This is a genomic window from Arthrobacter bambusae (assembly GCF_022606295.1).
Lineage (GTDB): Bacteria > Actinomycetota > Actinomycetes > Actinomycetales > Micrococcaceae > Arthrobacter > Arthrobacter bambusae_A.
Genome location: NZ_JAHHZS010000020.1, coordinates 23,225 through 50,171, shown reverse-complemented (window position 1 = coordinate 50,171; position 26,947 = coordinate 23,225). Strand labels below are relative to the sequence as shown.

At 64.3% G+C, this 26,947-nt stretch carries 28 protein-coding genes; 15 read left to right on the top strand and 13 right to left on the bottom strand.

Features of this window, described 5'->3' with window-relative positions; genetic code table 11:
• Positions 1-60 precede the first annotated feature (60 nt).
• On the top strand, positions 61-954 hold the full coding sequence (locus KNN17_RS14580) for a cytochrome c oxidase assembly protein (protein WP_241709746.1): 894 nt from the start codon (positions 61-63) through the stop codon (positions 952-954).
• A gap of 47 nt (positions 955-1,001) precedes the next feature.
• Here KNN17_RS14580 and KNN17_RS14575 read toward each other — a convergent pair whose 3' ends face one another.
• The 3 genes from KNN17_RS14575 to purB form a co-directional block, all read right to left on the bottom strand.
• Positions 1,002-1,505 (bottom strand): GNAT family N-acetyltransferase, encoded by a 504-nt coding sequence (locus tag KNN17_RS14575; RefSeq protein ID WP_241709745.1) that lies wholly within the window; start codon positions 1,503-1,505, stop codon positions 1,002-1,004.
• 123 nt (positions 1,506-1,628) lie between these two features.
• A complete protein-coding gene (locus tag KNN17_RS14570; RefSeq protein WP_241709744.1) occupies positions 1,629-2,288 on the bottom strand; it encodes a histidine phosphatase family protein in 660 nt (219 codons plus the stop codon).
• Between the two features lie 50 nt (positions 2,289-2,338).
• Entirely contained in the window at positions 2,339-3,781 is a 1,443-nt protein-coding gene (purB, locus tag KNN17_RS14565) for an adenylosuccinate lyase (protein ID WP_241709743.1), read from the bottom strand.
• 192 nt (positions 3,782-3,973) lie between these two features.
• Between purB and KNN17_RS14560 the strand changes: the two genes are divergently transcribed.
• On the top strand, positions 3,974-4,282 hold the full coding sequence (locus KNN17_RS14560; protein ID WP_241709742.1) for a hypothetical protein: 309 nt from the start codon (positions 3,974-3,976) through the stop codon (positions 4,280-4,282).
• Positions 4,282-5,652 (top strand): hypothetical protein, encoded by a 1,371-nt coding sequence (locus KNN17_RS14555; protein WP_241709741.1) that lies wholly within the window; start codon positions 4,282-4,284, stop codon positions 5,650-5,652. Before KNN17_RS14560 ends, KNN17_RS14555 begins: the two co-directional genes overlap by 1 nt.
• Before the next feature lie 32 nt (positions 5,653-5,684).
• Here the strand turns inward: KNN17_RS14555 and KNN17_RS14550 are convergent, their stop codons facing one another.
• The gene (locus KNN17_RS14550; RefSeq protein WP_241709740.1) at positions 5,685-6,113 is read right to left on the bottom strand and encodes a phage holin family protein; all 429 of its coding nucleotides are present in this window, start codon (positions 6,111-6,113) and stop codon (positions 5,685-5,687) included.
• 90 nt (positions 6,114-6,203) lie between these two features.
• Here KNN17_RS14550 and KNN17_RS14545 point away from each other — a divergent pair, with 90 nt between their 5' ends.
• From KNN17_RS14545 to KNN17_RS14525, 5 genes are all read left to right on the top strand, one after another.
• The gene (locus tag KNN17_RS14545; protein WP_241709739.1) at positions 6,204-7,322 is read left to right on the top strand and encodes a histidinol-phosphate transaminase; all 1,119 of its coding nucleotides are present in this window, start codon (positions 6,204-6,206) and stop codon (positions 7,320-7,322) included.
• Between the two features lie 144 nt (positions 7,323-7,466).
• Positions 7,467-8,675 (top strand): pyruvate dehydrogenase (acetyl-transferring) E1 component subunit alpha, encoded by a 1,209-nt coding sequence (gene pdhA / locus KNN17_RS14540; RefSeq protein ID WP_241709738.1) that lies wholly within the window; start codon positions 7,467-7,469, stop codon positions 8,673-8,675.
• Positions 8,675-9,655 (top strand): alpha-ketoacid dehydrogenase subunit beta, encoded by a 981-nt coding sequence (locus KNN17_RS14535; RefSeq protein ID WP_241709737.1) that lies wholly within the window; start codon positions 8,675-8,677, stop codon positions 9,653-9,655. The genes pdhA and KNN17_RS14535 overlap by 1 nt, the downstream gene beginning before the upstream one ends.
• 57 nt (positions 9,656-9,712) lie before the next feature.
• On the top strand, positions 9,713-11,260 hold the full coding sequence (locus KNN17_RS14530; RefSeq protein WP_241709736.1) for a dihydrolipoamide acetyltransferase family protein: 1,548 nt from the start codon (positions 9,713-9,715) through the stop codon (positions 11,258-11,260).
• Positions 11,253-11,888, top strand: a complete 636-nt coding sequence (locus KNN17_RS14525) for a phosphatase PAP2 family protein (protein ID WP_241709735.1) — start codon at positions 11,253-11,255, stop codon at positions 11,886-11,888. The genes KNN17_RS14530 and KNN17_RS14525 overlap by 8 nt, the downstream gene beginning before the upstream one ends.
• On the opposite strand, the gene KNN17_RS14520 is transcribed toward KNN17_RS14525, so the two are convergent.
• From KNN17_RS14520 to KNN17_RS14510, 3 genes are all read right to left on the bottom strand, one after another.
• Entirely contained in the window at positions 11,885-12,223 is a 339-nt protein-coding gene (locus tag KNN17_RS14520) for a hypothetical protein (protein ID WP_078107232.1), read from the bottom strand. The two genes, KNN17_RS14525 and KNN17_RS14520, sit on opposite strands and share 4 nt — an antisense overlap.
• Before the next feature lie 133 nt (positions 12,224-12,356).
• A complete protein-coding gene (locus tag KNN17_RS14515; RefSeq protein WP_241709734.1) occupies positions 12,357-12,785 on the bottom strand; it encodes a universal stress protein in 429 nt (142 codons plus the stop codon).
• Positions 12,782-14,089, bottom strand: coding sequence for an aminotransferase-like domain-containing protein (locus tag KNN17_RS14510; protein WP_241709733.1), 1,308 nt, complete (start codon positions 14,087-14,089; stop codon positions 12,782-12,784). The genes KNN17_RS14515 and KNN17_RS14510 overlap by 4 nt, the downstream gene beginning before the upstream one ends.
• Before the next feature lie 114 nt (positions 14,090-14,203).
• Between KNN17_RS14510 and KNN17_RS14505 the strand changes: the two genes are divergently transcribed.
• Positions 14,204-15,031, top strand: a complete 828-nt coding sequence (locus tag KNN17_RS14505) for an isocitrate lyase/PEP mutase family protein (RefSeq protein ID WP_241709732.1) — start codon at positions 14,204-14,206, stop codon at positions 15,029-15,031.
• Here the strand turns inward: KNN17_RS14505 and KNN17_RS14500 are convergent.
• The 3 genes from KNN17_RS14500 to KNN17_RS14490 form a co-directional block, all read right to left on the bottom strand.
• Entirely contained in the window at positions 15,020-15,751 is a 732-nt protein-coding gene (locus KNN17_RS14500) for a GerMN domain-containing protein (RefSeq protein WP_241709731.1), read from the bottom strand. The genes KNN17_RS14505 and KNN17_RS14500 overlap by 12 nt on opposite strands.
• A 163-nt stretch (positions 15,752-15,914) precedes the next feature.
• Positions 15,915-16,313 carry a DUF1801 domain-containing protein gene (locus KNN17_RS14495; RefSeq protein WP_241709730.1) on the bottom strand — a complete coding sequence of 133 codons (399 nt, stop codon included), beginning with the start codon at positions 16,311-16,313 and terminating at the stop codon, positions 15,915-15,917.
• A 77-nt stretch (positions 16,314-16,390) separates the two neighbouring features.
• Positions 16,391-16,954, bottom strand: a complete 564-nt coding sequence (locus tag KNN17_RS14490) for an NAD(P)H-dependent oxidoreductase (RefSeq protein WP_078107237.1) — start codon at positions 16,952-16,954, stop codon at positions 16,391-16,393.
• Between the two features lie 123 nt (positions 16,955-17,077).
• Between KNN17_RS14490 and KNN17_RS14485 the strand changes: the two genes are divergently transcribed.
• From KNN17_RS14485 to KNN17_RS14465, 5 genes are all read left to right on the top strand, one after another.
• Positions 17,078-17,689: a TetR/AcrR family transcriptional regulator gene (locus tag KNN17_RS14485; RefSeq protein ID WP_241709729.1), complete on the top strand. Its 612-nt coding sequence runs from the start codon at positions 17,078-17,080 to the stop codon at positions 17,687-17,689.
• Between the two features lie 42 nt (positions 17,690-17,731).
• Positions 17,732-18,778 (top strand): Gfo/Idh/MocA family protein, encoded by a 1,047-nt coding sequence (locus tag KNN17_RS14480; RefSeq protein ID WP_241709728.1) that lies wholly within the window; start codon positions 17,732-17,734, stop codon positions 18,776-18,778.
• A 136-nt stretch (positions 18,779-18,914) separates the two neighbouring features.
• Positions 18,915-19,586: a hypothetical protein gene (locus KNN17_RS14475; RefSeq protein WP_241709727.1), complete on the top strand. Its 672-nt coding sequence runs from the start codon at positions 18,915-18,917 to the stop codon at positions 19,584-19,586.
• A 133-nt stretch (positions 19,587-19,719) separates the two neighbouring features.
• The gene (locus KNN17_RS14470; protein ID WP_241709781.1) at positions 19,720-20,271 is read left to right on the top strand and encodes an RNA polymerase sigma factor; all 552 of its coding nucleotides are present in this window, start codon (positions 19,720-19,722) and stop codon (positions 20,269-20,271) included.
• Positions 20,268-21,026 carry a hypothetical protein gene (locus tag KNN17_RS14465; RefSeq protein ID WP_241709726.1) on the top strand — a complete coding sequence of 253 codons (759 nt, stop codon included), beginning with the start codon at positions 20,268-20,270 and terminating at the stop codon, positions 21,024-21,026. The genes KNN17_RS14470 and KNN17_RS14465 overlap by 4 nt, the downstream gene beginning before the upstream one ends.
• A gap of 54 nt (positions 21,027-21,080) precedes the next feature.
• Here KNN17_RS14465 and KNN17_RS14460 read toward each other — a convergent pair whose 3' ends face one another.
• The 3 genes from KNN17_RS14460 to ald all read right to left on the bottom strand — a co-directional run bounded on the left by KNN17_RS14460 (position 21,081) and on the right by ald (position 25,492).
• The gene (locus tag KNN17_RS14460; protein WP_241709780.1) at positions 21,081-22,310 is read right to left on the bottom strand and encodes an IS256 family transposase; all 1,230 of its coding nucleotides are present in this window, start codon (positions 22,308-22,310) and stop codon (positions 21,081-21,083) included.
• An 84-nt stretch (positions 22,311-22,394) separates the two neighbouring features.
• Complete coding sequence (locus tag KNN17_RS14455) at positions 22,395-23,897, bottom strand: HNH endonuclease (RefSeq protein WP_241709725.1); 1,503 nt, start codon at positions 23,895-23,897, stop codon at positions 22,395-22,397.
• Positions 23,898-24,373: 476 nt separating this feature from the next.
• Entirely contained in the window at positions 24,374-25,492 is a 1,119-nt protein-coding gene (gene ald / locus KNN17_RS14450; protein ID WP_241709724.1) for an alanine dehydrogenase, read from the bottom strand.
• A 220-nt stretch (positions 25,493-25,712) separates the two neighbouring features.
• Here ald and KNN17_RS14445 point away from each other — a divergent pair, with 220 nt between their 5' ends.
• Complete coding sequence (locus KNN17_RS14445; RefSeq protein ID WP_241709723.1) at positions 25,713-26,927, top strand: PucR family transcriptional regulator; 1,215 nt, start codon at positions 25,713-25,715, stop codon at positions 26,925-26,927.
• Positions 26,928-26,947: the final 20 nt, after the last annotated feature.

The following is a 26,947-nucleotide window of genomic DNA, read 5'->3' as shown; positions in this document are numbered from 1 at the left end:
CGACAAAACCCACCGTAGCGCCGGGCTGAGCGCCCTGCCTTCCGGCAGGGGCCGCTGACCATGCCACCGCTGGATGCCGTGCTGGGCGCGTGGTCAATGAACTGGCCCGCCCTGGTCATTCTTGTAGCCGCGGTCGCCCTGTATTTAAAGGGCCTGATGGGCGCCAAGCGCCGGGATATCCGCTGGCCCCTGTGGAACTCGTTTGCCTTCTTCGTCCTCGGCCTGGGCAGTTTCGCGGCACTGAGCTTCGGATTCCCGGGAACCTACAGCCACGATCTGCGGTGGGCCTTCACCCTCAAAGTGACGTCCTATCTCTTTGTGGTTCCGCTGTTGATCGGCCTGGGCAAGCCGCTAACACTTGCACGGCAGACCCTTGGCCCCGTGGGGGCGGCAAGGCTGGAAGCCGTCCTGCGGCACCGGCTTGTCCGCATGCTCAGCAACACGCTCGTGGCGGCGCTTCTGGGCCTCGCCATGTTCACGCTTTTCCTGACCCCGTTCTTCTACGTGCTCCGGACCAACCCCGCCGCCGACGTCATCCTGACCCTGCTGGTGCCCGTCATGGGACTCCTCATGACCGTGCCGATCATGGAAGACGGCGCAGGACGCACCGGATCGCTCATTGTGGTCGAATTCATTTTTGTATTCATTGAGCTGCTCGCCGACGCAGTGCCCGGGGTCCTGATGCGGCTCAGTCCGGGAATCCTCGACGGCGCCACGTCGGTTTTGGGCAATCAGCCAGCCTGGTTCCCCTCACCGTTGCGCGACCAGCAACTCGCCGGAGACTTGATGTGGTTCCTGGCTGAGACCGTGGATCTGCCCCTCATCATCCTGATGTTCGTCCGGTTCTCCCGGAGCGACAAACACGAGGCCAAGAGCTTCGACGACCTGAGCGATGAAGAAATCGAAGCCATGAATCGAGCTCACCTGGGACAGGGCGGACGCAGCCTGGATTGATCCGGTGACGGTTGCATCCAGAGGGCGGCCCGGTGCGGGCCTGTCCGCTAGGCCATCGCCGTGTGCGATGCGCTGTGCGAATCGATCGGCTTGGCGTAGCACTGCGAGTGGCTGACACCAATGTAGGGCCCGAAATTGGGTATGGCCGAGAAGCCGGCGCTCTCGTAGAAGCTGCGACCGTCCGATTGGGCCGACCCGGCTTCCGCAGTGATCACGCTGAAACCGTGGGCATGTGCCTGCGCCTCAAGCGCAGCGAGGATGGAACTGGCCACTCCTGAGCCCCGGGCGTACGGGACGACGTATAGCCGCTTGATTTCCGCGGTTTCGGCGTCCAGAATCCGGAGCCCTCCGCAGCCCAAAGGCTGGCCCGAGCACTTTTCGTACGCGACGACGAAGACCGCCGTGTCAGCTTCCGACGGCGCGGGCCCGGGCTCGTGGTCTGAATTGCCGAAACGTGCGTCCAATTCCGCTTGTTGCGCCGCGCGGAGATCTGCACCCACCGGATTGGCCCACGTGACCTGTCTGATGTTGAGCCGCGGATTGGTCTGCATCGGAACCTCTTTCGCCGGAGGGGGTTATGCAAATCAAGCCTAAGAAGCGGGGGTTACCGTGGTGTTTCCTCCGCGTAAGCGTCCGGAGAAATACCCGGTGTTGGGGTCGGCCCTAGGCAGCCGTCATTCGACGGCGTCGCCGGTCGGGTCCTCGACCGTCTGGTCGGCAAAGGCAAGCCCGCCGACCGGGCTTTGATCCCAGTGCAGCAGGCGCCAGCCGGTCTCCGGGTCGCCCTCGAGCACCACGATTCCGGTGTTCTGCAGCTGGTGGGTGGCGGCGAACTCGCGGCCGACATCCGCGGCACGGCGGCCTGCCCAGCAGCGGATCGCGGCACCATGGCTGACCACGACGGCGGTCTGGTCGCCTGCCGCTGCCACCTTGGCAATGGCGGCGTCGTAGCGGGCGAAGAACTCGTGTCCGTCACCGGCTCCCGGCATGCGGACATCCAGTTCACCGTCGGTCCAGGCGAAAACAGTGCTCATGTACCGGTGGTGCGATTCGTGGTCGGTGAGCTTCTCCAAAGCCCCGGCCTCAATCTCCTGCAGGCCGTGCAGTACGGTGGCCTCGAGCCCGAGGGCTTTTGCGAGCGGGGCGGCCGTCAGCTGGGTGCGGACCAGCGTGGATGCATAGATGGCCGTGATGTCCTCGTTCGCAAGTGACGCGGGGAGCGCGGCGGCCTGACGTTCGCCGAGATCAGTCAGTCCCGGACCGGGAAACGCCGTGTCCAACTGGCCCAGGACGTTTCCGGGGGTTTGCCCGTGACGGATAAGCAAGAGCCTCATGCTGACACAGTTCCTTACATCGATTCGGAAACGCAGGGTCCATGTTGCCTCTACTTCAGGTGGTCCACCAACTGATCCGCGATGCCGGTGTACTTGCCTGGAGTAAGTGCCAGGAGGCGTGCCTCGGCATCGGGAGACAGGCCCAGTCCCGAGACGAATTCCTGCATGCGGACGGCATCGACGCGCTGGCCGCGGGTGAGATCCTTGAGCCGCTCGTACGGGTTCTCCATGCCTTCGACGCCGGCGATGGCTTCGGCGCGCATGACCATCTGGATCGCTTCGCCCAGGACTTCCCAATTGGTGTCGAGATCGGCTGCCAATACCTCCTCGGCGACGTCAAGGGCCTTCAGCCCCTTGGCGACATTCGAGATCGCAAGGAGCGAGTGCCCGAATGCGACGCCGATGTTGCGCTGCGAGGAAGAGTCGGTGAGGTCCCGCTGCCAACGGGAGGTGACCAGCGTGGCGCCCAGCGTGTCCAGCAGTCCGTTGGAAATCTCCAGGTTGGCCTCGGCGTTTTCGAAGCGGATCGGGTTGACCTTGTGCGGCATGGTAGAGGAACCGGTGGCGCCGGCGACAGGGATCTGGCGGAAGTAGCCAATGGAGATGTAGCTCCAGATGTCCGTGCAGACGTTGTGCAGGATGCGGTTGAAGCGGGCGACGTCCGCGTAGAGTTCGGCCTGCCAGTCGTGGCTTTCGATCTGGGTGGTCAGCGGGTTCCACGTGAGTCCGAGGCCTTCGACGAAGGAACGGGATACGGCCTGCCAATCGGCGCCGGGAACGGAAGCGACGTGTGCGGCATACGTGCCGGTAGCGCCGTTGATCTTGCCCAAGTACTGGGTCTTGGAAACGCGGTCCAGCTGGCGGCTCAGGCGGTGCGTGATGACTGCCAATTCCTTGCCGAGGGTGGTGGGAGTTGCCGGCTGGCCGTGCGTGCGGGAAAGCATCGGGACGGCGCGGTTCTCCTCGGCCATCGCTTCGATCTGCTTCACCAAGGCCCTTGCGGCAGGGAGCCAGACATCTTCTACGGCACCCTTGACGCCCAAGGCGTATGAAAGGTTGTTGATGTCTTCCGACGTGCAGCCGAAGTGCACCATCGCGGTGAGGTTCTCGATGCCGATCGCGGGGAGGCGGCGACCGATGTAGTACTCAACGGCCTTGACGTCGTGGACCGTGACGGCTTCGATGTCAGCGAGTTCCGTGACCGAAGCGGCATCGAACTCGGTGACGATGGCGCGCAGCTTCTCCTGCTGTTCGGCGGTCAAGGGACCGGCGCCTGGAAGTACGTTGTTGCTGGTCAAGTGGATGAGCCACTCGACCTCGACGGCCACGCGGTCGCGGTTGAGCGCGGCCTCGGACAAGTAGTCGACCAAGGGAGCGACGGCGGACTGGTACCGGCCGTCCAGGGGGCCCAGTGCGATCGGCTCCGGCGACGCGGCGAGAGCAACGCGTCCAGAGGGCGTACGGGTAACAGCGGCGGCGACGGTTTCAGGCATGAGGCAATTCTTTCATGAACTCGGCTCACGCCATTAAGCCGGACTTCTCTATGTGCAAAACACTTTGACTTCCCCTTCACCCCGGCGTTTCCGGCAGGTTATCCACATAGCCGACAACATCGGTTCCGTGCCACCGGAGCGCAACGTAGCGTCAATGCCACAACATCAATGGACACAGAGGAGGGCAACATCTTGAGCGGCATTCTTATGGCGGCCGGGGGAACGGATCTGGATTCGCCGCAATGTATTTCACGAGGCGCGGAAATCCAGAAGCTCGGATGGCGGATGAGCGTTTGCGCGGACCAAGCCGACGCAGCCCTTGCAAGGCTGGCTCAGTTGCAACTCGAGCAATGGGAGTCGCCGGCCGGCCGCGCCTATCGGACCACGCTGGCATTACAGGCCGCATCCCTTCGAAGGGGGCGTGACGCCTTGCGCGAGGCCGCTGCGGTGACCCTCCGCCATTCCCGGAATGTGGCGTCGAAACTCCAGCCGGGCCTCTGATGGCCGAGGTTGCTCCCGTCGGCGCGGGCGGAACTCCCCAGCCTCGAACACCCGAGCCGGATGGCAGCTTGCGGATACGCGGCGGAGTGGGCGGAATCCGCTTCCAATTTGAAGAGCTGCTCGCCGGCGCAGCCGCGCTGGACGGGCTCGTGCTCCAACTGCAGGCGATTGAAGTGGAAGCTGAAGCGGTCAAAGTGGCCCTCTTCCCACACCAGGAATCGTCGTACGCGAGCGGGAGCAGCGCAATCATCGCGGTCGGGGAGAGTGGCCGGGAGATTGGGCGGGTCCGCGAACAGCTTCAGCGGATCGGCAAAGGTGTCAGGGCAAGCCACCGTGAATACGGGTTTGCTGAATCACACGCTGCGATCAGGCTGCGAATGGGCATGGGGGTGCCGATCCTCGGGACCGGCCTAAATGCCTTGGACCTTGGCCTGAGGGACGCAACAGAAGGAGCTGTCCGCGATCTGAGCCGGATATTGGAGCAGATGATGGGGCTACCCCCGGCAGCGGCCAACCTTGCAGGGGCGATCGTCGGGCCCACTGATGTCGGCGCCGTCTTGAGGGCAATCGCGGCGGCCCCCGCATTGTCTTTCCTCAGGCCTCGTCCCATTTCAGTCAGCCAGACAGAGACCACCACCAAGAGCGTGGACCTGTCCGCAGCAGGAATGCTCCGGGAACTGGATCACGTCAGTGCCACTTCAGAAGGCGAAATAGAAGTGGTGCGGATAGATAAGGGCGAAGGCAAGGCATGGGTGGTCTTGATTCCGGGCACCCAGCCGGGCAATCCGCCCGGAGGCAACAATCCATTGGACGAGGCCGGGATCGCAGAAGCGCTCGGCTACAACTCGGCGGAAACCAGCAAGGCCATCCGCCAGGCCTTGCTCGAGGCAGGAGCCGCAGCCGGCGAAACGGTGGTGGCAGTGGGCCACAGCCAAGGCGGAATCCATGCCATGAACCTGAGTCAGGACAAAGCCTTCCTCGCCGAGTTTGACCTCAAGTTCGTGGTGACCGCCGGATCACCCGTTGGCGGGATCACCCCTCAGGCCGGGATCGGGAGCCTGCACCTCGAGCACCAACAGGATTGGGTTCCCGGGGCGGACGGCAAAGCGAATCCGGATACCAAAGACCGGGTCACGGTGACCATGACCAATCCGGTGAGCCTGGCACCCGGCGAAGACCAGGGTATCGGCCCGGCGCACAAGCTCTCACGCTACGAGGAAGGGGCAAAACAGGTGCAGCTCAGTTCCGATCCGTCACTCGCGGCCTCCACCGCCACTCTGGGCGGGATACTTGGCGTTGGCGGAGTGGCCAAGGTGAGCCGGTTCAAGCTGAGCCGCGAAGCGACGACGGCCCCGCGGGGAGGGCGATGAGGAAGTGGCCGTGCTTGCTCGCCTCGGGCGCCTTACCGCCTGCTACCGCCCGGAATCCAACTGGCCACCATGGAGATCAGGCTGATGATGATCGCGGCGAGAACCGCTGTCCAGAAGAAACGGTCGATGGTCAGGTGTACCGGCGTGTAGCTGCTGAGCCACGCCGTCAGGGACAGCATGGCCGCGTTGATGACAATCGTGAAGAGCCCGAGGGTGAGGGTAGTGATCGGGAGGGAGAGCAGCCGGACCAAAGGCCGGACCAAGGCATTGACGATCCCGAAAATGAGCCCTATGAAGAGATAGGCAAGTACCACGCCCACGGTGTCGCCGCCCTGGGTGACCCCCGCGTTGCTTACGGCGTTGGTAGTTGCAGAGGTCGAGATATTGAACCCGGGCAGAATCCAGCTGGCAACCCAGAGGGCCAGCCCGTTGATCAGGACACGCACAATGAATGAACCCATACGCCCATGCTTTCACATGCGCCGGCCTTCGCATGCGCCGGCCGGAGAGCTTCCCAGCATGGCCCGGAGGCCTGCAAGTAGGCTGGTGCCATGAATTCTTCTGACAACGCACCGGAGGGCGTGCGTCCCCGCCCGGTTGTGGACAGGCTCCCCAAATATGCTGCAGGCAAGCCTCCCGTAGCGATCGATGGCCTGACCAGTTACAAACTGTCATCCAATGAAAACCCGCTACCCCCGATTCCCGCTGTGCTCGAGGCGATTGCTGACCAGTCGGACATCAACCGATACCCGGACCCGCTGTCCACCAAGCTGCGCACGGCGCTCGCCGACTTCCTGGGTGTCCCCGCTGACGACGTCGTCACAGGTGCCGGAAGCCTCGGAGCCCTGAACCAGATCCTTTCCACCTTTGCCGGGCAGAACCACGACGGCAAATCAGATGAGGTCATCTATGCGTGGCGCTCGTTCGAGGCCTACCCGATCAGCGTAGGGCTGGCAGGGGCTGAGAGCGTCCAGATTCCATTGCTTTCCGACGGCCGCCACGACCTCGAGGCCATGGCGGCCGCTGTCACCGTCCGTACCAAGGTGATTTTGCTCTGCACGCCGAACAACCCCACGGGTCCCATCCTCACCGCCGAGGAAACCGAACGGTTCATCCAGTCAGTGCCGGAGGGCGTCGTGGTTGTCATCGACGAGGCATATCAGGAGTTCGTCCGGAACGAGAACGCCGTGGACGGCATCAAGCTGTACCGCAAGTACCCCAACGTCGTGGTCCTCCGCACCTTCTCCAAGGCGCATGGCCTTGCGGGGCTGCGCGTTGGCTACAGCATTTCCGGCCCGGATCTCACCCAGTACCTGCGCGTCACGGCAACGCCGTTTGCCGTCTCGCAGATCGCCGAACGCGCCGCCATTACTTCGTTGGAGTATTTCGACCAAGTTGTTGAAAGGGTACAAAGCCTGGTCGATGAGCGGGACCGGGTGACCGCAGGACTCCGGGAGCTGGGATGGTTCGTGCCCGAGGCTCAAGGGAACTTCGTGTGGCTGAACCTTGGAGAGAATAGTGCCGAATTTGCCGGACTGGCAGGCGAACGGGCATTGTCCGTGCGGGCCTTCGGCAACGAGGGCGTCCGGGTCAGCATCGGAGAAGTCGAGGCCAATACCCGATTCCTGGAACTCTGTGCGTCCTATACAAAAGCGCCGCAGCCTTCCTAGCGGTTAACAAATGCCCCTGCGTCCCTTACTGCGGATAAAGTAAGGGACGAAAGCCAAGATATGCCGATTCCGGAATGCATTCCGGAATCGGCATATATCAGCGAATATTGCTCAGCATCGGGCTGCGGCAGGCAAGGAGACGGAATGGGCGCAACTCAATTGCCCACCCCCGGGATCAACGGAACGGGACTCGATCGGCAGTCTCCCGTGGGAGGCGCTTCAAGCGATCCCGCTGCCGAGATGATCCAGCTGCTCGGGCCGGACGGCAAGCTAGGTACGGATCCGGTCTTCTCGGACTACGCCAAGCGCCTTGATCCTGAGCAACTCCGGGGCTTCTACGCCGACATGGCCAAGGTGCGCCGCTTCGACCAGGAGGCCACGGCCCTCCAGCGTCAAGGTGAGTTGGCCCTTTGGGTTCCCCTGACGGGCCAGGAAGCCGCCCAGATCGGATCCGGACGCGCCACTCAGCGGCAGGACTACATCTTCCCCACCTACCGGGAACATGGCGTTGCACTGACCCGGGATGTGGATCTGGCGGAGCTCCTGAAGCTGTTCCGCGGAATTTCGAATGGTGGCTGGGATCCCACCGAGAACAACTTCCACCTCTATACCCTCGTGCTTGCGGCGCAGACCCTGCATTCCGTTGGGTACGCCATGGGAATCCAGCGCGACCAGAAACTCGCGGAAGCCAATGGTTCCAACGAGCCGAAGGCTGCCGTTGTGGCCTACTTCGGCGACGGCGCCAGTTCCGAGGGCGACGTCCATGAATCCATGGTCTTCGCGGCGTCCTACAACGCTCCCGTGGTGTTCTTCTGCCAGAACAACCACTGGGCCATCTCAGTCCCCACCGAGGTCCAGACAAAGGTCCCCCTGTTCAACCGGGCCAAGGGATACGGCTTCCCGGGCATCCGAGTGGACGGCAACGACGTCATCGCAGTCCACGCAGTCACGGAGTGGGCGCTTGAACACGCCCGCGAAGGCCGCGGTCCGGTGCTCATTGAGGCCTATACGTACCGTGTTGGCGCGCACACCACGGCGGACGACCCCACGAAGTACCGCGAATCCGCCGAAGAAACCGCCTGGCGGGGCAAGGATCCTTTGGATCGCCTGGAGAAATACCTTCGCAACGAGGGCCTGGCCGACGAGGCTTTCTTTGAGCAAGTCAGGGCTGACGGCGATGAACTCGCTGCCCATGTCCGTAGCACCACCCAAAATCTCCAGGGCCCCCACTTCCGCGAGTCATTCGCCGGGGTCTATGCCGAGCCGCACCCCCTGGTAGCCGAGGAACTTGCTTGGTTCGAGGAATACTCCGCCGGATTCGAAGGCGACGAGGAAGAAGGGGCGGGCAACTGATGACCACCATGACCATTGCCAAGGCCATCAATGAAGGCCTGCGCGCGTCGCTCACCAATAACCCGAAGTCCTTGCTCATGGGCGAAGACATCGGGCCGCTGGGTGGGGTCTATCGCGTGACCGACGGACTGATCAAGGAGTTCGGCGCGGACCGGGTTGTGGATACTCCGCTCGCCGAGTCCGGCATCGTCGGCACGGCCATCGGCCTGGCCTTGCGCGGCTACCGTCCCGTTTGCGAAATCCAGTTCGATGGCTTTGTGTTCCCGGGCTTCAACCAGATCACCACGCAACTGGCCAAGATGCACTCGCGCAGCGGCGGCAAGCTGACTGTTCCCGTGGTCATCCGCATTCCCTACGGTGGCGGGATCGGCTCGATCGAGCATCACTCGGAATCGCCGGAAGCGCTGTTCGCCCACACTGCCGGCCTCCGCATCATCACTCCGTCCAATGCCCACGACGCCTTCTGGATGATCCAGCAGGCCGTTGATTGCACGGACCCGGTCATCTTCTTCGAGCCCAAGCGCCGCTACTGGCTCAAGGGCGAGGTGGACACCGAAAACCCGGGACCGGCGTCGGACCCGTTCAAGGCGCACGTCCTCCGCGAAGGTTCCGACGCAACGATCGTGGCTTACGGGCCGCTGGTACCGGTGGCGCTGGCCGCCGCGGCGGCCGCGGAAGAGGACGGGCGCAGCATCGAGGTGATCGACCTACGCTCGATTTCCCCCATCGACTTCGACACCGTCACCGCTTCGGTCAAGAAGACCGGCCGTCTGATCGTGGCGCACGAAGCCCCGACGTTCGGGGGAATCGGTGGCGAGATCGCTGCGAGGATCAGTGAGCGCGCCTTCCTGCACCTGGAGGCTCCGGTCATCCGTGTGGGCGGTTTCCACATGCCGTATCCCGTGGCGAAGGTGGAAGAGGACTACTTGCCGGACATCGACAAGATCCTCGAAGCCCTGGACCGTTCCCTGGCCTACTAGCCGCCCCTGATTGCACCCGCCCCAACGCGGACGGGCCAGCCGAGATCGAGGACCTAAGTGACTGTTAAGAAATTCAACCTGCCGGATGTCGGCGAAGGCCTGACCGAGGCAGAAATCGTCTCCTGGAAGGTCAAGCCCGGCGACACCGTTGCCATCAACGACGTCATCTGCGAGATCGAGACGGCCAAGTCCCTCGTGGAATTGCCGTCCCCGTATGCCGGCACCGTGGCGGAATTGCTCGTTGCCGAAGGCATCACGGTTGAAGTGGGAACGGCGATTATCGGCATTTCGGACAATGCGCCGGGCGAGACAGCGTCCACGTCAGCCCTTGCTGCGCCGCTCGCCGAACAGCCTGCGGCTCCGAGCGCGGCCGTACCGGCCCCAACCGCCGCGCCTGCGGCGGAACAGGTCTTCGAAGCCTCGATGTACGGCAAGTTGCCCGCCGACGCAGGAACGTCCGACGCCGGAACGTCCGACGGCGGTCCCGCTGGCGGTCCGCTGGTTGGCTCCGGTCCGAAGGCCGACGCCGTCAAGCGCCGCCCGCGCAAGCGCCCGGAAGGCGCTACCGCCGTCCCTGCGGCCGCGGCGAACACGGCACCCGCCGCCGTCGAACGTGTCGCCGTTGAGCCCGCAGTCGAACCCACTGCTCCGGCAAACCAGACACCGGGTCTCGCCGGCCTCGGCGCCACGGTCAGCGGCATCGTCAACCGGGTGTTGGCCAAGCCTCCAGTGCGCAAGATCGCCCGCGACCTGGGGATTGACCTGGCCGACGTCGTTCCCACGGGAGCCCGTGGCGAAGTGACCCGCGAGGACTTGGTCAGCTACCAGTCGCAGCGCGATGCCGAGGTGGACCAAGCGGACAAGTTCTGGGGTGCATCCAAGAAGCCGCAGGATCAGCGGGTGGAACGGATTCCCGTGAAGGGCGTCCGCAAGGCCACCGCCAAGGCCATGGTCGAGTCGGCCTTCACGGCACCGCACGTGAGCATCTTCGTTGACGTCGATGCCAGCCGCACGATGGAATTCGTCAAGCGGCTCAAAGCCTCCAGGGACTTTGAAGGCATCAAGGTATCCCCGCTGCTGATTCTCTCCAAGGCCGTGATTTGGGCTGCGGCGCGCAATCCGAGTGTCAACGCGACCTGGGTGGACAATGCCGACGGCAACGGAAATGCAGAGATCCTCGTCAAGCACTACATGAACCTCGGCATTGCCGCGGCAACCCCGCGCGGGCTCATGGTTCCAAACATCAAGGATGCCCAGGACCTTTCCCTCAAGGAGCTGGCGCTCGCGCTCAATGAGCTAGCCAGCACGGCACGGGCGGGCAAGACCCAGCCTTCGCAAATGCAGGGGGGCTCGCTGACCATCACGAACATCGGCGCCCTGGGCATCGACACTGGAACGCCCATCATCAACCCCGGTGAGGTGGCAATCGTCGCGTTCGGCACCATCAAGCAAAAGCCTTGGGTGCTCGACGGCGAGGTCATCCCCCGCTGGATCACAACGCTCGGCGGTTCGTTCGATCACAGGGTTGTGGACGGGGACCTCTCTGCCCGTTTCATGGCTGACGTCGCGTCAATCCTCGAAGAGCCGGCGCTGCTGCTTGACTGAGCAAATCGGTATCAAGGAAGGGCGGATCGGCGTCAGGGGAGAGCGGCGCCGGGTTGCCCGGACCCTGACGGAAGTCTTCCAGCCGCCCGCCGTCGTATCCGTCCTGCTGCTTATCAGCCCTGCGGTGCAACCGGGTTTCCCGGGGACAATTTGGTTCGGCGTCCTGGGTGCGTTCTTTGTGTGCGTGCTGCCGTTTGCCTACGTCTTGATCATGGTGAGGCTCGGAAAACTCAGCGACCACCACGTCAGCGATCGCGAGGAACGTGCGCCCTTGCTGATGCTTGCGCTCGTGTCCGTGGTTGTGGGGTTGTTGGTCCTCAATCTCATCAACGCTCCAACGAGCGTCTCAGAGATGATCCTTGCACTGATTGGCGGCATCGCTGTGTTGGCCGCCGTCAGCCTCGTGTGGAAAATAAGCGGCCATGCCTCGGCAATTTCCGCGGCCGCAGTGATTGCGGCTCTCATGTTCGGTCCGGCGTGGTTGCCGCTGTTGCTTCTGGTCCCGGCCGTCGGCTGGTCCCGCGTCGTCCTACGGGCACATACTCCCGCCCAGGTCATCGCCGGATCGTTGTTCGGCGGCGTGGTCATCGCGGGACTTTGGTGGGCCCTGCGCGGATGGCTTGGCTAGTAGGACGTGTAGCTGAGCGCGAGGTCGTGCAGTTGCTGGTCGTTCATGCTGCCGATCATTCCAAACGACAACACCATGGCCAGGGCTCCGACTGCGAGCATGGCGGAGGCGACCACAAACAACAATTTCCAGTCGGAGCGAAGGATGCTGCGGAAGGTCTCCGGCATCTGGAGCAGCGGGGAAATCAAGTTCGGGGCACTGTCTACCGAGCCGTCGTCGAGAAGTGCCACGACGCGGTCATTTGTCCGGTCGAAGCGCATGGAACTGATGTGGTTGCCGTGGCGCGCGAGCAGAATGTCGTGTCCGACGCGTTGGCGCGGCTGCAGAGTAAGCAAAAGGGATCCCCTACGGGTTGTTGTGATGGGCGGCTCGCACCCTTGGGGGCCACTTCAATTTTACCGGCGGCATCATAGCCGCCCGGCCTAAATCGGGGTGAGACCGCCCACCACAACGCGTGATCCTGACGACTTACGGTTCGTCCGTCTTGGCGATGTAGACGTCGCACGGCGCGTTGTGCGCCACCGTGTTGGCAACGCTGCCGAGGACCCTGGCCAGTCCCTGCATGCGGCGGTTGCCTACCACGATCACTTGGGCACCCACACGTTCTGCTTCCTTGACGAGGGCCTCTCCGGCTTTGCCGAAGACGGCTCCGTAGCTGGTGGTCAGCTGGTCGGAGGCGAGTTCGGCAGCCACCTTGGCGGCTACCTTTTCCGCAGCGTCGGCGTCGGAGAGGATCCATTTGTCGCCGCCGCTTTCGACGACCTCCACGTGGGCGCCTTCAAAAGCAGTGATGACGCGCAGTTCCGCGCCCAGTGCGGTTGCCAAATTCTTTGCCGAATCGGCTGCCCGCCTTGCTGTTGCGCTACCGTCGACTCCGACGAGGACTATTCCGCTCATATATCTGCTCCTTTGCTGATGACATCGATGGCTTCTTGCAAAACCGGCGCCAATCGGCGGACGCCTTCGGCGATGGACTCCGGTGGCACTGCGCTGAAAGCCAACCTCAGTTTGTTGGATGGTTGGTCGGAGTGCGTGAACGCCGCGCCGGGGATGAACACGACCCCTGCCTCGATGGCCTTCTTGAGCAGCGGATACGTGTCCACGCCATCGGGCAGGGTCACCCAGACGAAGAAGCCACCCTCGGGCCTGGTCCAGCTAAGGCCGGAAGGCATGTGCTCTTCCAGCGCCACCAACAGGGCATTGCAGCGTTCCTCGTACAGGGCCCGATAGGTGTCAATCTGCCCGCGCCAGTCGTAGTCGCGGAGATATGCCGAGATGATCATCTGGTTCAGGGTGGGAGGGCACAACGTCACGGCTTCCGACGCCAGGTAGAAACGCCGCTGCAAGTGCTCGGGTACCAAGGCCCATCCGATACGCAGTCCCGGGGCAAAGATCTTCGAGAACGAGCCCATGTAGATGACGTCGTGTTCATTCGCGGCCCGCATTGGCTCCAGCGGCTTGCCGTCGAAGCGCAAGAGACCGTAGGGGTTGTCCTCGAGCACCAGGATATTCGCATTGCGGCATATATCGACGATGCGCTGACGCCTCGCCGGAGCAAGCGTGATGCCGGAGGGGTTGTTGAAGTTGGGGATCGTGTACAGGAACTTGATGGTTTTGCCCTGGGCCTGAAGGGCCGCGATCTTGGCTTCGAGGAGTTCCGGAACCAGTCCGTCGTCGTCCATGTCCACTGTCTCAACCTGGACCTGGTACGCCTCGAAGGTGTTCAGCGCGCCCACGTAGGTGGGGTTTTCCACGAGGACAACGTCGCCCGGATTGCAGAAGACCTTCGTAGCCACGTCCTGCGCCGACTGGGAACCGGCGGTGATGATCACGTTCTCCGGCCGGGCGTCCAAGATGCCCTCGGCGGCCATGATTTCGCAAATCTGCGTGCGTAGTTCCTCGGTGCCTTGTCCGCCGCCATACTGAAGCGCCGTCATACCGTCTTCCGCAATGATGCGGGCGGCGGTTTGGCCGAGCTTCTCGAGGGGGAGGGACTGCAGATAGGGGTTTCCGCCAGCGAGGGACACGAGTCCCGGCCGCATTGAGATGTCGAAGACGTCACGCACGGCGGACTGCTTGATGTTGGCGGCGCGCTCCGAGAAAAGATCCTCGTGGCGGTGGGCGGCAGTTGCTGCTCGCTCTATTGCGTCGATTGCTTCCGCGGGCAACTCGGGCCCGGCATCCAATGTTTCGTGGGTCACAGTGAAAGGATACTCCCCGGAGTTGCCAACTGAGCAACGGATGTTTCATCTCGAATTTGCGATTCCCGGTGCGAAGCGCTTTACGTCCGGACGCAGGAAGGCTGGAATAGAGCCATGACGACGCATCCCGAACTCGAATCCAAGGCGCTCCGCTTCCACGAGCTGCACGCCGTGCCTCATGCGCCGTTGGTGCTGGTGAATGCGTGGGATGCGGCATCTGCGCTGATGGTTGAGGAAGCGGGAGCGGCGGCGGTGGCCACCTCCAGCTCGGCCGTCTCCTGGAGCTTGGGGTACCGGGACGGCGACCACCTTCCACGGCAACTCGCGATGGAAGCGCTGTCGCGAATCGCCCGGGCCACCCGCTTGCCTGTGACCGCGGATATCGAGACTGGCTACGGGCGTACTGACGAGGAACTCCAGGCCACGGTTCGAGCGGTGCTGGACGCGGGCGCCGTCGGGATCAATATCGAGGACTCGGCGGACGAACCGCTGAGCGAGATCGCCGAACAGTCCAGGCGCATCGCGCTGATCAGGCAGACCGCCGAGGATGCGGGTGTCGGGCTGTTCATCAACGCGCGCACGGACACATATTGGTCCGGAAAGTTTCCGGATAGCGCATATGAGGAAACGCTACGTCGTGCGGATGCCTATCAGCGAGCAGGGGCGGACGGAATATTCGTGCCCGGGCTGGCGGATCTCCATATTCTTCACGAACTTTCCCGGCGGATCAGCGTGCCGCTCAATGCGCTGGCAGGCTTGGGTTCGCCGTCGCCCGGAGAATTGCACGACGTCGGTGTGCGGCGAATCAGCATTGGCGGCAGCACTGCCAGGGCCGCGTACGCGAAGGTCTCGAGGCTTGCCCGGGAGGTCCTTGGGGACGGAAACTGGTCGGGCCTCGCCGGCACACGGAGCTACGCAGACATGGATGCGCTATTCGAGTGATTGGCCGCCTGGGCGCAAACTCAGGACGTCCGCGAGGGTGTTCCCGTCAATGTAGATGGCGGCCTGGGATGCTCCCGTGGCCTCCACTGCGGTCTGCGCGAGTTGGGTTTCGATCCGCGTTTGCTCGCACAAGCCTTCGGGGCGAAGCGACCCACTCAGGTTCACGACGGCGGTGGTGCCGTCGAGGTAGCCCGAAACGTAGTGCAGCGCGGAGCCCGAGAGTGCGTTGTACAAGCCTGCCCGGGACGCGGTGTCGTCGGGCGCCAGAAGTTGCCCCATGGCCACGGCGAGCGGGTCGCTGCCGGAAGGGGAGGTGACTTGGATGGCCACGAGGCTGTCGTCGCAACCGAACCGCGCACCGTGGTTGCCGCCGTCGCCGATAGCCACGAAAAACACGGTGGTTCCGGTCGATTCGCCGACGCTTGGGAGGGGCGCGGGAACCGGCCCTGTTGCCGGTTCCTGCGGGCTCGCCTTGGTTGGCAGCGACGCCGCGGGTGGCGGGTTGAAATACGGGGGAGGGGCGGGGAGGGGGGCGGGAACCGGGCCGATGACCGGTTTTTGCGTCCCGTGGACGAAGCCGGGTGAGGCCGGTTGCGCGGAGCCTGACCCGACCGTAGTGCCGCCGTCGGGGGAAGCGCAGCCAGCCAGGCAGAGCGCGAGCGACAGGCACAGCGCAGCGATCGCCGTCGTCGTGCCTTTCGCGCCGCGCCTGACCCCCATGACAGCCCCGCTCCTGCCCTGATCACTTCTGGTGCTTGTAAGTCAACGTTACGGCTGGCCGCCCAGGCGTGGGCCGCTCCGCCCATGACGGTTCGGCCTCAGCTCCGTCACGGAATGGTAGCGGCGCGGTGACGCTTTTGCTTGGGTGGCGAAGCCGTTCCAGCTAGTCCGTTCCCTTGATCTTTCTCCAGCCACCTGTGCGGTTGTTCGCCGCGATCTGCCGCAGCATGGTGATGAGGGGCGCACGCGGAATCGGCTCGTGCCGGTGGAAGGTGATCATCCGGGCGGTCTTGTTGTCGTGTCCCGAGGTGATGATGTTGTCCGGGTCGGGGACGATTGCGCCGTCGTACAGGAACAGGTTGACGTGGTCCTTGGCTGCCAGCAGCGCGCAAACGTTGCCGTCGAGGACGAAATAAGGCCGGGTGCGACGCTTGATCGTTTCGACGATGCCGGGCTCGGCTTCATGGATGAGGTCCCGTAGTTGCTCGGCAATGTCGCGTTGCCAATCCGGGAGGGCCTCAAGGTAGGCGTCGACCTCGGCATGGCGGTTGTAATCGGCCATGCCGACATCGTATCGACAAAGAATGCCCCCGCCCACGCATCAACGGCGGGACGGGGCATTCTTGGGATATCGGAGGACTAGGCTGCCACTTCTTCCTGGACGGCGGTCAGCGGCTCGAAGATGGCCTTGATCTGCTCGACAACTTCGGCGTCGTCCTTCGGGTGCAGTTCAGCGAAGCGGATCATGGAGCCGGGAACGGCAAGCTTGACGTCTTCGAGGACCTTGGCGCCGGCGATGCCGGCTGCCTTGCGGGCCTCGTCCTGCGCCCAGACGCCGCCGAACTGGCCGAACGCGGTGCCGACGACGGCGGTGGGCTTGCCTGCCAGCGCACCGGCGCCGAATGGGCGGGACAGCCAGTCGATGGCGTTCTTGAGCGATGCCGGCATGGTGCCGTTGTGTTCCGGCGTGACCAAGAGGATCGCGTCAGCTTCGGCAGCCGCAGCGCGGAGGGCCGCGGCTTCGGCGGGAACCTGGCCTTCGACGTCGATGTCTTCGTTGTAGAACGGGATGTTGCCGAGGGAGCCGTGGATCTGTACTTCGACGTTTTCGGGGGCGTTGAGCTGGATGGCTTCGGCGAGCTTGCGGTTATGGGAATCGGCGCGGAGGCTGCCAACAAGGGCGAGAACGGTGTTCTTGGACATGGGAACTCCTTGGGTCTGGCCGCGGACGGTGCCGCAGGCGCTCGGTTGTGGAGGCTTTTGCTGCCTTCGTAGATTCTAAACGGACTGCGGTCCGCTTAATATTCCCAAGGCTAGAATGTTTTTGTGAGCCTCATCCCCATCCGGCCCGGTTCGCCTTTCGGGACACAGCCGGAGCGCAGTGACGCCGCGCGTAACCGCGAACGGCTCCTTCGAGCTGCCAGGGACCTAGTGGCCGAACATGGAGTGGATGCCGTCACGATGGACATGCTCGCGTGCCGGGCCGACGTCGGGAAGGGAACGGTCTTCCGCCGGTTCGGCAGCCGCGCGGGACTCATGATGACCCTCCTGAGCGACGCCGAAGCGGAATTCCAGCGCGAGTTCATCTTCGGTCCACCGCCGCTCGGCCCCGGAGCGCCCCCATGTGAACGCCTCATTGCCTTCGGCGAAGCGCGCATCAAGTATGTCGAAGAATACGGAGAGCTGGCCCGTGCCGCGGCCGAGCATTCCCCGCAAAACCGGCACGACGCGCCGCCGGTCGTGTTGTGGCACCGGCACATCGAGATGCTGCTGAGGGAAGCGGGCCTGGACCGCGATCCTTGGCTTCTGGCTCTTTCGCTCGGCGCCACCCTCGATCCTGAGCGGATCCTCCACGCCCTCCGCGCGCATGGAGTCCCGGCGGAGCGACTGGCGGCATCGTGGCGGGAACTCGTCACGCGCCTGCTGAAAGACTGCTGACATAACCTTCGCCCGACTACCTTGGCCCGGTAGCGTAGCGGCATGACCCTCACACCGATCCGCACCGCCGTCGTCGGCTATGGCCTTTCCGGCAGCGTCTTCCACGCGCCGTTCATCGCGGCCAATCCCGCGTATTCGCTCGAGGTGATCGCGACTTCGGACGCGGGCCGTCAGGCCAAAGCCCAGGAGCGGCATCCCGGCACGAGGATCGTGAACGGCCCGGAGGACGTCTTGGCGCTCGCCGGCGAACTGGACCTCGTGGTGCTCGGCACTCCGCCCGCGACCCATCATCCGCTCGCGAAGGCCGCGCTGGAAGCCGGGCTCGACGTCGTCGTGGACAAGCCGTTTGCCGTGACCAGCACGCAAGGGCACGAGCTGATCGAGCTGGCCGCGCGGCTGGGCCGCGTGCTTACTGTCTATCAAAACCGCCGCTGGGACGGCGACGCCCTCACCGTGAAGAAGCTGCTCGACGCCGGGACGCTGGGCGAGGTGATGCGCTGCGAAGCTTCGATGGAGCGTTGGGCGCCCGAAATCAGCAAGGCGTGGAAGGCTGGTGCCACAGCCGACGACGGTGGTGGGCTGCTCTTCGACCTCGGAACCCACCTGCTGGACCTGGCTGTGCAGATGTTCGGGCCTGCTGAAGTCATCCATGCCGAAATCCTGGCCCGAAGGCCTCAGGAAAAAGCCGATGACGACGTCTTCCTGGTCCTCAAGCATGCTTCCGGCGTGATCAGCCACGTCGCCATGAACGTCAACAGCCAGCTTCACGCTCCGCGCTTCCGCGTCCTGGGCAGCAAGGGCGGCTTCGTGAAGTTCGGGATCGATCCGCAGGAACCGTTCATCGTGTCGGGCGGCCGGCCCACGGACGGCGCCTACGGCGTCGACGATCCGCACCACTACGGAACCCTGGAAATCGACGGCGTGCGGAGCACGGTACCCACCGAGCGCGGCGCCTACCAGGAGTTCTACCGGATCCTTGGGGAGAAGATCGCCGACGGCGGTGCCGCCTCCGCCTTGCCGCTCCCCGTGGATCCGGCTGGCCCAGTCGAGGTACTCAAGCTGATTGAGCAGGCCAGGACACTGGCCTGAAAGTTTTTTTGAATCGGGCGTAACCTCGCCGGGACCGTCAGCGATGTAAGGGGAGTGTGGGCAACGTCCGCACTGATCATCCAGTAGCGACACGACCGCTGCCGGAGCAGTCCCAAAACGTTTGTCGGAGGGTTTCATGTCCTTGTTCACTGTCCTTGCCACCAGCAAAATCGCCGCCGGCGTCCTTGCCGCCGGAGCTGTAGCGGTTGGCGGAACCGGCGTCGCAGCCTTCAACGGAGCGCTTCCCAACGATATGCAGAAGAGCGCCCACGAGCTGCTCGGAGCCCCGGCTCCGACCGCGTCAAAAGCAGCCGATTCCGCAGAGTCCAAGACGGCCGACGCGTCACAGATGGCAACGTCCAAGGCCACTGACGCTGCTGCCGACGCCAAGTCCAAGGCCACGGACGCCGTCGATGATGCAAAGTCCAAGGCTGCCGCAGCAGCTGCGTCTGCCAAGGCCACCTCGCCGGACGCGTTCGGTCTTTGCACCGCTCTCCTCAACGGCGGCGTGAAGGCCGACACCAAGGTGCCTGGCTACTCGTCACTCGTCGTTGCAGCTGGCGGAGAGGCCAACGTCAACGCACACTGCGCCACTGTGGTGAGCGAAGGCAAGGCTGCCGGCTTGAAGGCTGACGGATCCGCTTCCGCCAAGGTCGACGCAAATGGAAACGCCGCATTGCCTGCTGTGCCTGCTGTTCCCGCAGTTCCGTCTGCACCGGCCGTCCCCGCTGTACCGGCCGTCCCGGCTGTGCCGTCCCACGTTCCGACCGCACCGGTGCACGTGCCGTCCGATTCTGTCAGCCCGTAACACTGCGGCTACGCTTGAACGGCGGGGCTCCTTGGCTAAATGACAAGGAGCCCCGCGACGCAACAGACTGCGGCGGTGGTCGTTTCCCAGGCCAGGGACGATGACCCCGCTGCGTGGGATGGAGGGGTCGCGGGTGCTTGACCCTTTGGCTGATGAATACTTGCAGGCGGATGAAGAAGATCCCGCACTGCTCTTCACGGCTGCCTACAACGAGTTTTCCGGACCGGTATTTGGATACCTGCGCGCCCGCGGCGTAGACGATCCGGAAGCAGTTACCCAGGACGTGTTCCTGGCTCTCTATCCCAAACTGGATTCCCTCCGAGGAGGACTCCAGGGGGCCAGGACCTTGCTCTTCTCCATAGCGCACGCGCGAATGGTGGATCACTACCGCAAGCGTGAACGCACACCTGATTCCGCCCCGTATGAAGCCGACCTGGATGCGCGAAGCGCGCCTTCGGCCGAGGACCAGGCATTCGGGCACGGGGAAGGCCTGGGAGTGACGGAGCTCCTGGCCGACCTCAACCCCGACTACCGGGAGGTCCTTGCACTACGGGTCGTTGCCGACCTGTCGTTGGAAGAAACAGCGGCCATCATGGGCAAGTCCCAAGGAGCCGTGAAGCAGTTGCAGCGCAGGGCATTGAGTGCACTAAGAGAACGTGCACTACTAAGGAATGGCACATCATGAGCGAAAAATCCGCATCCTTCGGGGAGCAAGGCGTTGACCGCCTGCTCGCTGAAGCCGGGCTCGACGAAGCATACGAGATCCGGACAGAGCTGCTGGAACTGCGCGCCCTGGCGAGCACCCGGCCGCAGCCATCGGCAGCTGTGCAAGCCTTGATGGCTCCCGGCCGCGTGGCGATCATGCCTGTCTCCGATGCCGGGGCGGCCGAGGCCGTTACCTCTGGAGAGACGGCTTCCGGCGCCGCGGCTGCTCCTGTAGATGAACTGGCCGCTCGTCGCCGCAAAAAGGGCCGTTTGACCTTCGCCGCCGTTGCCGTTGCGGCTTCCCTCGCCGCCGGGGCTACCGCCGCGGCTGCGTCCGAGGGCGGCATTCCAGGAACGATTGAACACTTGGGCGCCGTGGTGGGGTCGGTCGTCGCCCAGCTCACCCCTGGATCGGGCGGGAACGCTCCGCAACAGCAGGGAACGCGCCCGGAGCCAGGTCCTGTGCCTACCCGGGGGGCGGGCAATCCTGCGTCGCCTTCCCCGGAGTCGTCCAGCCCTGATGTACAAGGCAACAACACGCATCCATCGCCACGCGCGACTCCCAGCCATATCGCTTCAGGGTCCGACTCGGATCCGCGCAAGGGACTGCAAGACGTCGCCAAAGGCCGCTCCGGACCCATCACGATCCCGACGCCGGTGGTCCCATCGCCGACGCTGCCGTTGCCTCAGCCCGTTCCCTCCGAGATCCTCCCGGGCAACCCGGTCAAGCCGTAGCCGGCGGCGCGCGCGCCGGGACTGTCCGTTTAACGGTGGATTCGGGATTGGCATTTAGTTGATTCTTCCTTCGAAGGTGATGGCGAAGGCGTTGAGGGCCGGCTTCCATCGCATGGCCCATCGTGCCCTGCCTTTGCCGGCCGGGTCCAGTGCCCGGGTTGCCAGGTAAAGGCACTTCAGGGCTGCCTGCTCCGTCGGGAAGTGACCTCTGGCCCGGACCGCGCGCCGGTAGCGGGCGTTGAGCGATTCGATCGCGTTCGTGCTGCAAATGACCCGCCGGATTTCGACGTCATAGTCCAGGAACGGCACGAATTCACTCCACGTGTTCTCCCACAGCCGGGTGATCGCCGGGTACTGCCGACCCCATTTGGCGGAGAACTCCACGAAACGTTCCTTGGCTGCGGCCTCGGACGGTGCCGTGTAGACCGGGCGCAGGTCACGTGCCACTTCGTCCCGGTACTGCCGGGCCGCGAAGCGGAAGGTGTTGCGGATCAGATGGACAATGCAGGTCTGGACCACGGCCCGCTCCCAGACGGTGTTGATGGCCTCGGGCAGGCCTTTGAGCCCGTCGCAGACGCTGATGCAGACATCCTCTACGCCCCGGTTCTTGATCTCAGTCAGCACGGAGAGCCAGAACTTGGCGCCTTCCCCGCCGTCGCCTGCCCACAGGCCCAGGATGTCCCGCTCACCGCCGGTGCTCACCCCGATCGCGACATAGACCGGGCGGTTCGTGACCTGCCCGTCGCGGATCTTGACGTGAATCGCGTCAATGAACACCACCGGGTAGACCCGGTCCAGGGGCCGGTTCTGCCACTCGACCATCTCGGCAATGACCTTTTCAGTGATCCGGGAGATCGTGTCCTTCGAAACTCTCGCGCCGTAGACATCATCGAAGTGGGCGGCGATTTCCCCGGTCGTGAGCCCCTTCGCGCTCAGCGACAACACGATCTCGTCCACCCCGGTCAGGCGCCGCTGCCGTTTCTTGATGATCTGCGGCTCGAACGTCGAACCGGTGTCCCTCGGCACATCGATCTCTACCGGCCCGATCTCCGTCAGCACCGTCTTCGTGCGTGTGCCGTTGCGGGAATTTCCGCTCCCGCGCCCGGCTACATCGTGCTTCTCGTAACCCAGGTGGTCCTCCATCTCCGCCTCCAGGGCGGTTTCAAGGACGTTTTTCGTTAGTCGGTTCAACAGCCCGTCGGGTCCGACGAGCTCAATTCCCTGCTCCTTGGCCTGGGCCAGAAGCTGCTGCGCCAACTCGTGCTGATCCACATCAGTCGCCATGGGATCCAGTGTTTCGCTCACAGTCAGTCCTCCCCGCCAGGCACGCTGCCCGGCGTGTCAGGCCAACCCTGAATCCACCGTTATTCAGACACTCCCCGCGCGCCTGAGCCGCTCAGGGGCGTTTAGTTCGGTGACGTGGGCGTACTTCAGTGCCTTTGCTTGGTGTCGTAGCCGGCGTCGGTGGCGTCCGGAATGCGGAGGGTTTGTGCCTTGTATCCCGATTCCTGGCAGGGGCGGGGCTGTTGATTGGTAGGTATGACCGGTGGGGGTGCGGATGTCGAGGACATGCCGCTTCCCGATACCGGTTGTTGCTGTCCAGCCGTTGAGTTCTTTGGTGTGGTTGCAGGCTTCGCAGAGTCCTGCCCCGTTGGTCAGGTTGGTGGTGCCGCCGTGGTGCCAGGGGATGATGTGGTCGATGTGTCTGATGGGTGCGTCGCAGTAGGGGGTGCGGCAGGTGTCGTCGCGGGCCTGGATGAAGCGCCGCAGCCCGGGCGGGAAGAGCCGGGCGCGGGAGTCGACGCCGACCAGTTCCCCGGTTGCGGGTGCGATGTAGAGGCGCCGGAGCCAGACCTTCAATTCGTGATTGTGGCCGGGACCTGTTTGGCCGTCCTCGGTCTGACCTGGAGCGGACGTTCCATGGCCGCTGCTGTCGTTGAGGAGTTTCCGTGCCCAGCCGGCGGGGACGATGCCGTAGCCGGGGAGCCGGGCTGGTTCGGCGTCGCTTTGGAAGAGGGTGCGGTCGGTCATGACGAGCTGGACCTCGACCCCGCTGATCCCTGCGGGGGTGCCGGTGGTGCGTTCGACCAAGGTGTCGGCCATGATCTGTCCCCGGGTGCGGGTGTCCTCTCCGGCGTTGCGGAGGGTGTCGGCGTGCCGGGACAGGGCAGCGTGCACGGCCACTCCTTGGGCGACGGGAAGCAGCGCGGTCAGGTAGGTCATGGTGTCCGGTGCCGGGCGGAGGCTGACGTGCCGTTCGGTGGCGGCGTGGCTGGCGCGTTGGGTGACGGTGCGGGGGTCCCGCCGGTAGGCCGCGGCCCGGGCGGCCGCGAGGATGGCTTTGTCTCCGGCGCCGTCGAAGGTGCCGGTGTCGGCGGCGAGTTCGTCGTCCACGGCGCAGCGGTCTTCGGCGGACAGGCAGGCCGTTTCCTTCACGAGCAGGGTGGCGCGCCATTCGTTCAACTGCCCGGTGTCGAGGGCGGCGAGGGTGCGTGGCATTTCGGTGACCAGCGCGTTCGCGAGTCCGAGGAGCCGGGGTCCTTTGGCGGGGGATTCCCGCCGGGCCAAAGCCACCTGGGCTGCGACGCCGCGTCCGCGTTCGTCGGCCGGGACCCCGGCCGCGGCGTCGGCGCTGCGCTGGACGGCATCGAACGCCACCGCGATCCTGGCCTGCGCGGCCGCTGCCGCGGACTTCAAGTCTTCCAGGGCACGCAACTGGTTGATCAATTCGGCGCGGTCGGAACCTGGCCGAAGCGAAGCAACGGCGCCGATCAGCTCGTGCACGCGGACGCCCGGCACGGCAGCCTCCGGACCCGCACCGCCCGAAGGCGCACCCGATCCGATCAGCTGCGTTCCCCGAATACCGACCATAAGAAAAGCCTCGCAGGGACCTACGACATTTTGGGCCGAAAAGACCCGTCCAAGCGAAAGAACCGAAAAAATTTTGAAAATTTTTGGGAAGGGCAAAGAAAGTGCCACCGACGTTAGCTGCATCCCTTCTTGATCTTCCGGAGCGCAGGACAACGGCGTCAAATGGGGCGAAAGAACGTCGATGAGGCAACCCATGGCTGCGAACTCCTGGGCTAGCGGACTCAAGCCGTCCGTTCCGTCCTTCCCAGTAGGTCACATTATCGGTCCCGTCAGGCAAGGGGAACCATACGGTCTCGGTCGCTACCGTTGGGTCCGGCCATGGCTCCAACAGCCCGGCGCGCTTGTGGCTAACCAGGCTTGGATGAAGCCGATATTCGTCCGTCTCCACAAAAACTACAACGGCGGGGTGCCGCTTCCCATGGAAGCCGCACCCCGCCGTCGGGCCCGTTAAGCCGCCCCTTGGAGGCGGAGAGAAACTATGCCGAGACCAGGTTGTGCCAGTCGGCGACGAGGGGCAGGTTGTGCGCCTCGGAAACCGAGTGGTGAGCCACGTGGCCTCCCGCGATGTTGAGGCCGGCGGCCAGGGCAGGGTCGCGGTCGAATGCGGCCCTGACGCCCAGGTTGGCCAGCGACACTGCGTAGCGCAGGGTGACGTTGGTCAGGGCGTAGGTGGAGGTGTTCGGAACGGCGCCGGGCATGTTGGCGACGCAGTAGAAGATCGTGTTGTGGACCTTGTACGTGGGTTCCTGGTGCGTGGTGGGGTGCGTGTCCTCGAAGCAGCCGCCCTGGTCCACCGCGATGTCCACTAGCACGGAGCCGGCCTTCATGCGGGAAACCAGCTCGTTGGTGACCAGCTTGGGGGCCTTGGCGCCCGGGATCAGCACGGAACCGATGACGAGGTCGGCGTCAACCACTGACTTCTCGATCTCGTACGCGTTGGATGCGACCGTCTTCAGGCGGCCCTGGTAGAGGGCATCCAGTTCGCGGAGGCGGTTGATGTTGATGTCGAGGATGGTGACCTCGGCGCCCAAGCCAAGAGCCATCGCGGCAGCATTGGTACCGGCAACACCGGCGCCGAGGACAACGACCTTGGCCGGACGGACGCCCGGGACGCCACCCAGCAACACGCCCTTGCCACCGGCTGGAGCCATGAGGGAGGAAGCGCCGACGACGACCGACAGGCGGCCTGCGACCTCGGACATCGGTGCCAGCAAGGGCAGAGCGCGGCCGTCCTGGACGGTTTCGTAAGCGATGGCCGTGACGCCGGAGTTGATGAGTTCCTGGGTCAGCTCGGGCTCTGCGGCCAGGTGCAGGTAGGTGAAGAGGATCAGGCCCTTGCGGAAGCGGTGGTACTCGGCGCTGATGGGTTCCTTGACCTTCATGACCATGTCGGCGCGTGCCCAGACGTCGTCGGCTTCGGCCACGATCTCCGCGCCGGCAACCGCGTATTCCTCATCCGTGATACCGGAGCCCAGGCCTGCTCCCCGTTCCACCAGCACGGTGTGGCCGTGGGTGCGGAATTCGTGAACGCCCGCGGCCGTGATGGCAACGCGGAATTCGTTGTTCTTGATCTCTTTGGGGACACCGATGATCATTTTGGGCTCCATCTTCGAAAGGCTTCGACGGCCTTTTTCGCTGCGGGGGACTGTGATTCCAGAATAAATCCGCTGTGAGCCAGGCGACAGCAAAGGCGATCGTCACGGATGCTGGCTTCCCCGGAATTCCGGGGTTTTTACCGCTCGCGGCTCGACATTTGTCGATATTGAGAGCGTCAGGTGTCGCCTGATGTTCGTCCGGCAAAGTAGTGTTTTCTCCATGCAACAAGACGTGGAGAAAATCGTCGAGGATGTCGCACTCAAGTTGGGCCGCGGCCTCTCCCTGGAGGACCTCGACGGCGTGTTGCTCGCCTACAGCTCCAACCAGTCCCACGCCGACCGGGTGCGCGTGAACTTCCTCCTGAGCAAGCGTGTCCCGGTGGACGTCAGTGCCTGGCAGCTCTCGCACGGCATCGCTACCGCAGTGCGTCCCGTCGTCGTGCCCGCCAATGCGGACCTCGGGATGGTGGGGCGCGTCTGCGTCCCGCTGCTGGTGCGCGGATTCCGCGTCGGGTACCTCTGGGTCCAGCAGGATCTTGACGAGCAGACCGCGACGGCGATACTCGCCGAATTGCCGGGCGTCCGGGACGAGTTGGACCTCCTCGCCGGGTTGCTGCTCGATTCCAACACGGCCGAGTCGGAGTTCCGGCGTCGACGTGAGCAGGAATTCCTCGCCGCATGCCAGGGCGAGTCCAACGCGGTGGCCGCCGTGGCGGGATGGAAGGAAATCCAGGGCAGGGGACCATGGCAGCTGGTCACCGTCCTCGACGCGGCGGACAGTGGAGGGGTCTCGGATCCAATCGCGGCGACCCTGACGCACCGTTCCGCCGCGCTGCAGGCTACTATCGGGGTCGATTCCGTGCTATTCAGCGCCGGCACCGAGACTCACTCGGTCCTGTTGTTCCGCGAAACCGGCGGGCGGGCAGAACACGCCCAGGTCCTGGTCCACTATCAGCTGGAACTCGCCAAGCGCGCCGGCCGGAAAGTGGACCGCGTCATTCTGGGCATCAGCGAGCCGTTTTCAGTCATCCGCCAGCTGGGCAGGGCCTACCGGCAGTCGAAGCTCGCGGCCCAGGCTGCCGCCGTCGACCCTCCGCTGGGCGAGCTGGTGGACAGCAGTTCGGCCGGTATCTACCAATTGTTCGAACGGCTTCAGGCGCCCGGTGGCTGGGACGATTCGGGCTCGGCACATTTCCAAGAGGTCGAGGATGCCGATCGAAACGGAGAGCTCCTGCCCGTGCTCGAACTGCTCTACGACAGCGACGGCTCTGTGCAGGACGTGGCCGCGAAGCTCCACTTGCACCGCAGCAGCATCTACAACCGGCTGGCGAGGGTTCGCCAGCTCATCGGCGCCGATCCGCTGAATGGTGCCACCCGGCTCGAACTCCACGCAGCGCTCAAAGCGCGCCGTTGGGCGGGCCGTCCGCGGATTTGACGCCGCTAGGCCCGAAGCCG

Coding starts and splice junctions, on each gene's coding strand:
- KNN17_RS14580 (WP_241709746.1), top strand. CDS start 61: ATGCCACCGCTGGATGCCGTGCTGGGCGCGTGGTCAATGAACTGGCCC.
- KNN17_RS14575 (WP_241709745.1), bottom strand. CDS start 1,505: ATGCAGACCAATCCGCGGCTCAACATCAGACAGGTCACGTGGGCCAAT.
- KNN17_RS14570 (WP_241709744.1), bottom strand. CDS start 2,288: ATGAGGCTCTTGCTTATCCGTCACGGGCAAACCCCCGGAAACGTCCTG.
- purB (WP_241709743.1), bottom strand. CDS start 3,781: ATGCCTGAAACCGTCGCCGCCGCTGTTACCCGTACGCCCTCTGGACGC.
- KNN17_RS14555 (WP_241709741.1), top strand. CDS start 4,282: ATGGCCGAGGTTGCTCCCGTCGGCGCGGGCGGAACTCCCCAGCCTCGA.
- KNN17_RS14550 (WP_241709740.1), bottom strand. CDS start 6,113: ATGGGTTCATTCATTGTGCGTGTCCTGATCAACGGGCTGGCCCTCTGG.
- KNN17_RS14545 (WP_241709739.1), top strand. CDS start 6,204: ATGAATTCTTCTGACAACGCACCGGAGGGCGTGCGTCCCCGCCCGGTT.
- pdhA (WP_241709738.1), top strand. CDS start 7,467: ATGGGCGCAACTCAATTGCCCACCCCCGGGATCAACGGAACGGGACTC.
- KNN17_RS14535 (WP_241709737.1), top strand. CDS start 8,675: ATGACCACCATGACCATTGCCAAGGCCATCAATGAAGGCCTGCGCGCG.
- KNN17_RS14515 (WP_241709734.1), bottom strand. CDS start 12,785: ATGAGCGGAATAGTCCTCGTCGGAGTCGACGGTAGCGCAACAGCAAGG.
- KNN17_RS14505 (WP_241709732.1), top strand. CDS start 14,204: ATGACGACGCATCCCGAACTCGAATCCAAGGCGCTCCGCTTCCACGAG.
- KNN17_RS14500 (WP_241709731.1), bottom strand. CDS start 15,751: ATGGGGGTCAGGCGCGGCGCGAAAGGCACGACGACGGCGATCGCTGCG.
- KNN17_RS14495 (WP_241709730.1), bottom strand. CDS start 16,313: ATGGCCGATTACAACCGCCATGCCGAGGTCGACGCCTACCTTGAGGCC.
- KNN17_RS14490 (WP_078107237.1), bottom strand. CDS start 16,954: ATGTCCAAGAACACCGTTCTCGCCCTTGTTGGCAGCCTCCGCGCCGAT.
- KNN17_RS14480 (WP_241709728.1), top strand. CDS start 17,732: ATGACCCTCACACCGATCCGCACCGCCGTCGTCGGCTATGGCCTTTCC.
- KNN17_RS14475 (WP_241709727.1), top strand. CDS start 18,915: ATGTCCTTGTTCACTGTCCTTGCCACCAGCAAAATCGCCGCCGGCGTC.
- KNN17_RS14465 (WP_241709726.1), top strand. CDS start 20,268: ATGAGCGAAAAATCCGCATCCTTCGGGGAGCAAGGCGTTGACCGCCTG.
- KNN17_RS14460 (WP_241709780.1), bottom strand. CDS start 22,310: ATGGCGACTGATGTGGATCAGCACGAGTTGGCGCAGCAGCTTCTGGCC.
- KNN17_RS14455 (WP_241709725.1), bottom strand. CDS start 23,897: ATGGTCGGTATTCGGGGAACGCAGCTGATCGGATCGGGTGCGCCTTCG.
- ald (WP_241709724.1), bottom strand. CDS start 25,492: ATGATCATCGGTGTCCCCAAAGAGATCAAGAACAACGAATTCCGCGTT.
- KNN17_RS14445 (WP_241709723.1), top strand. CDS start 25,713: ATGCAACAAGACGTGGAGAAAATCGTCGAGGATGTCGCACTCAAGTTG.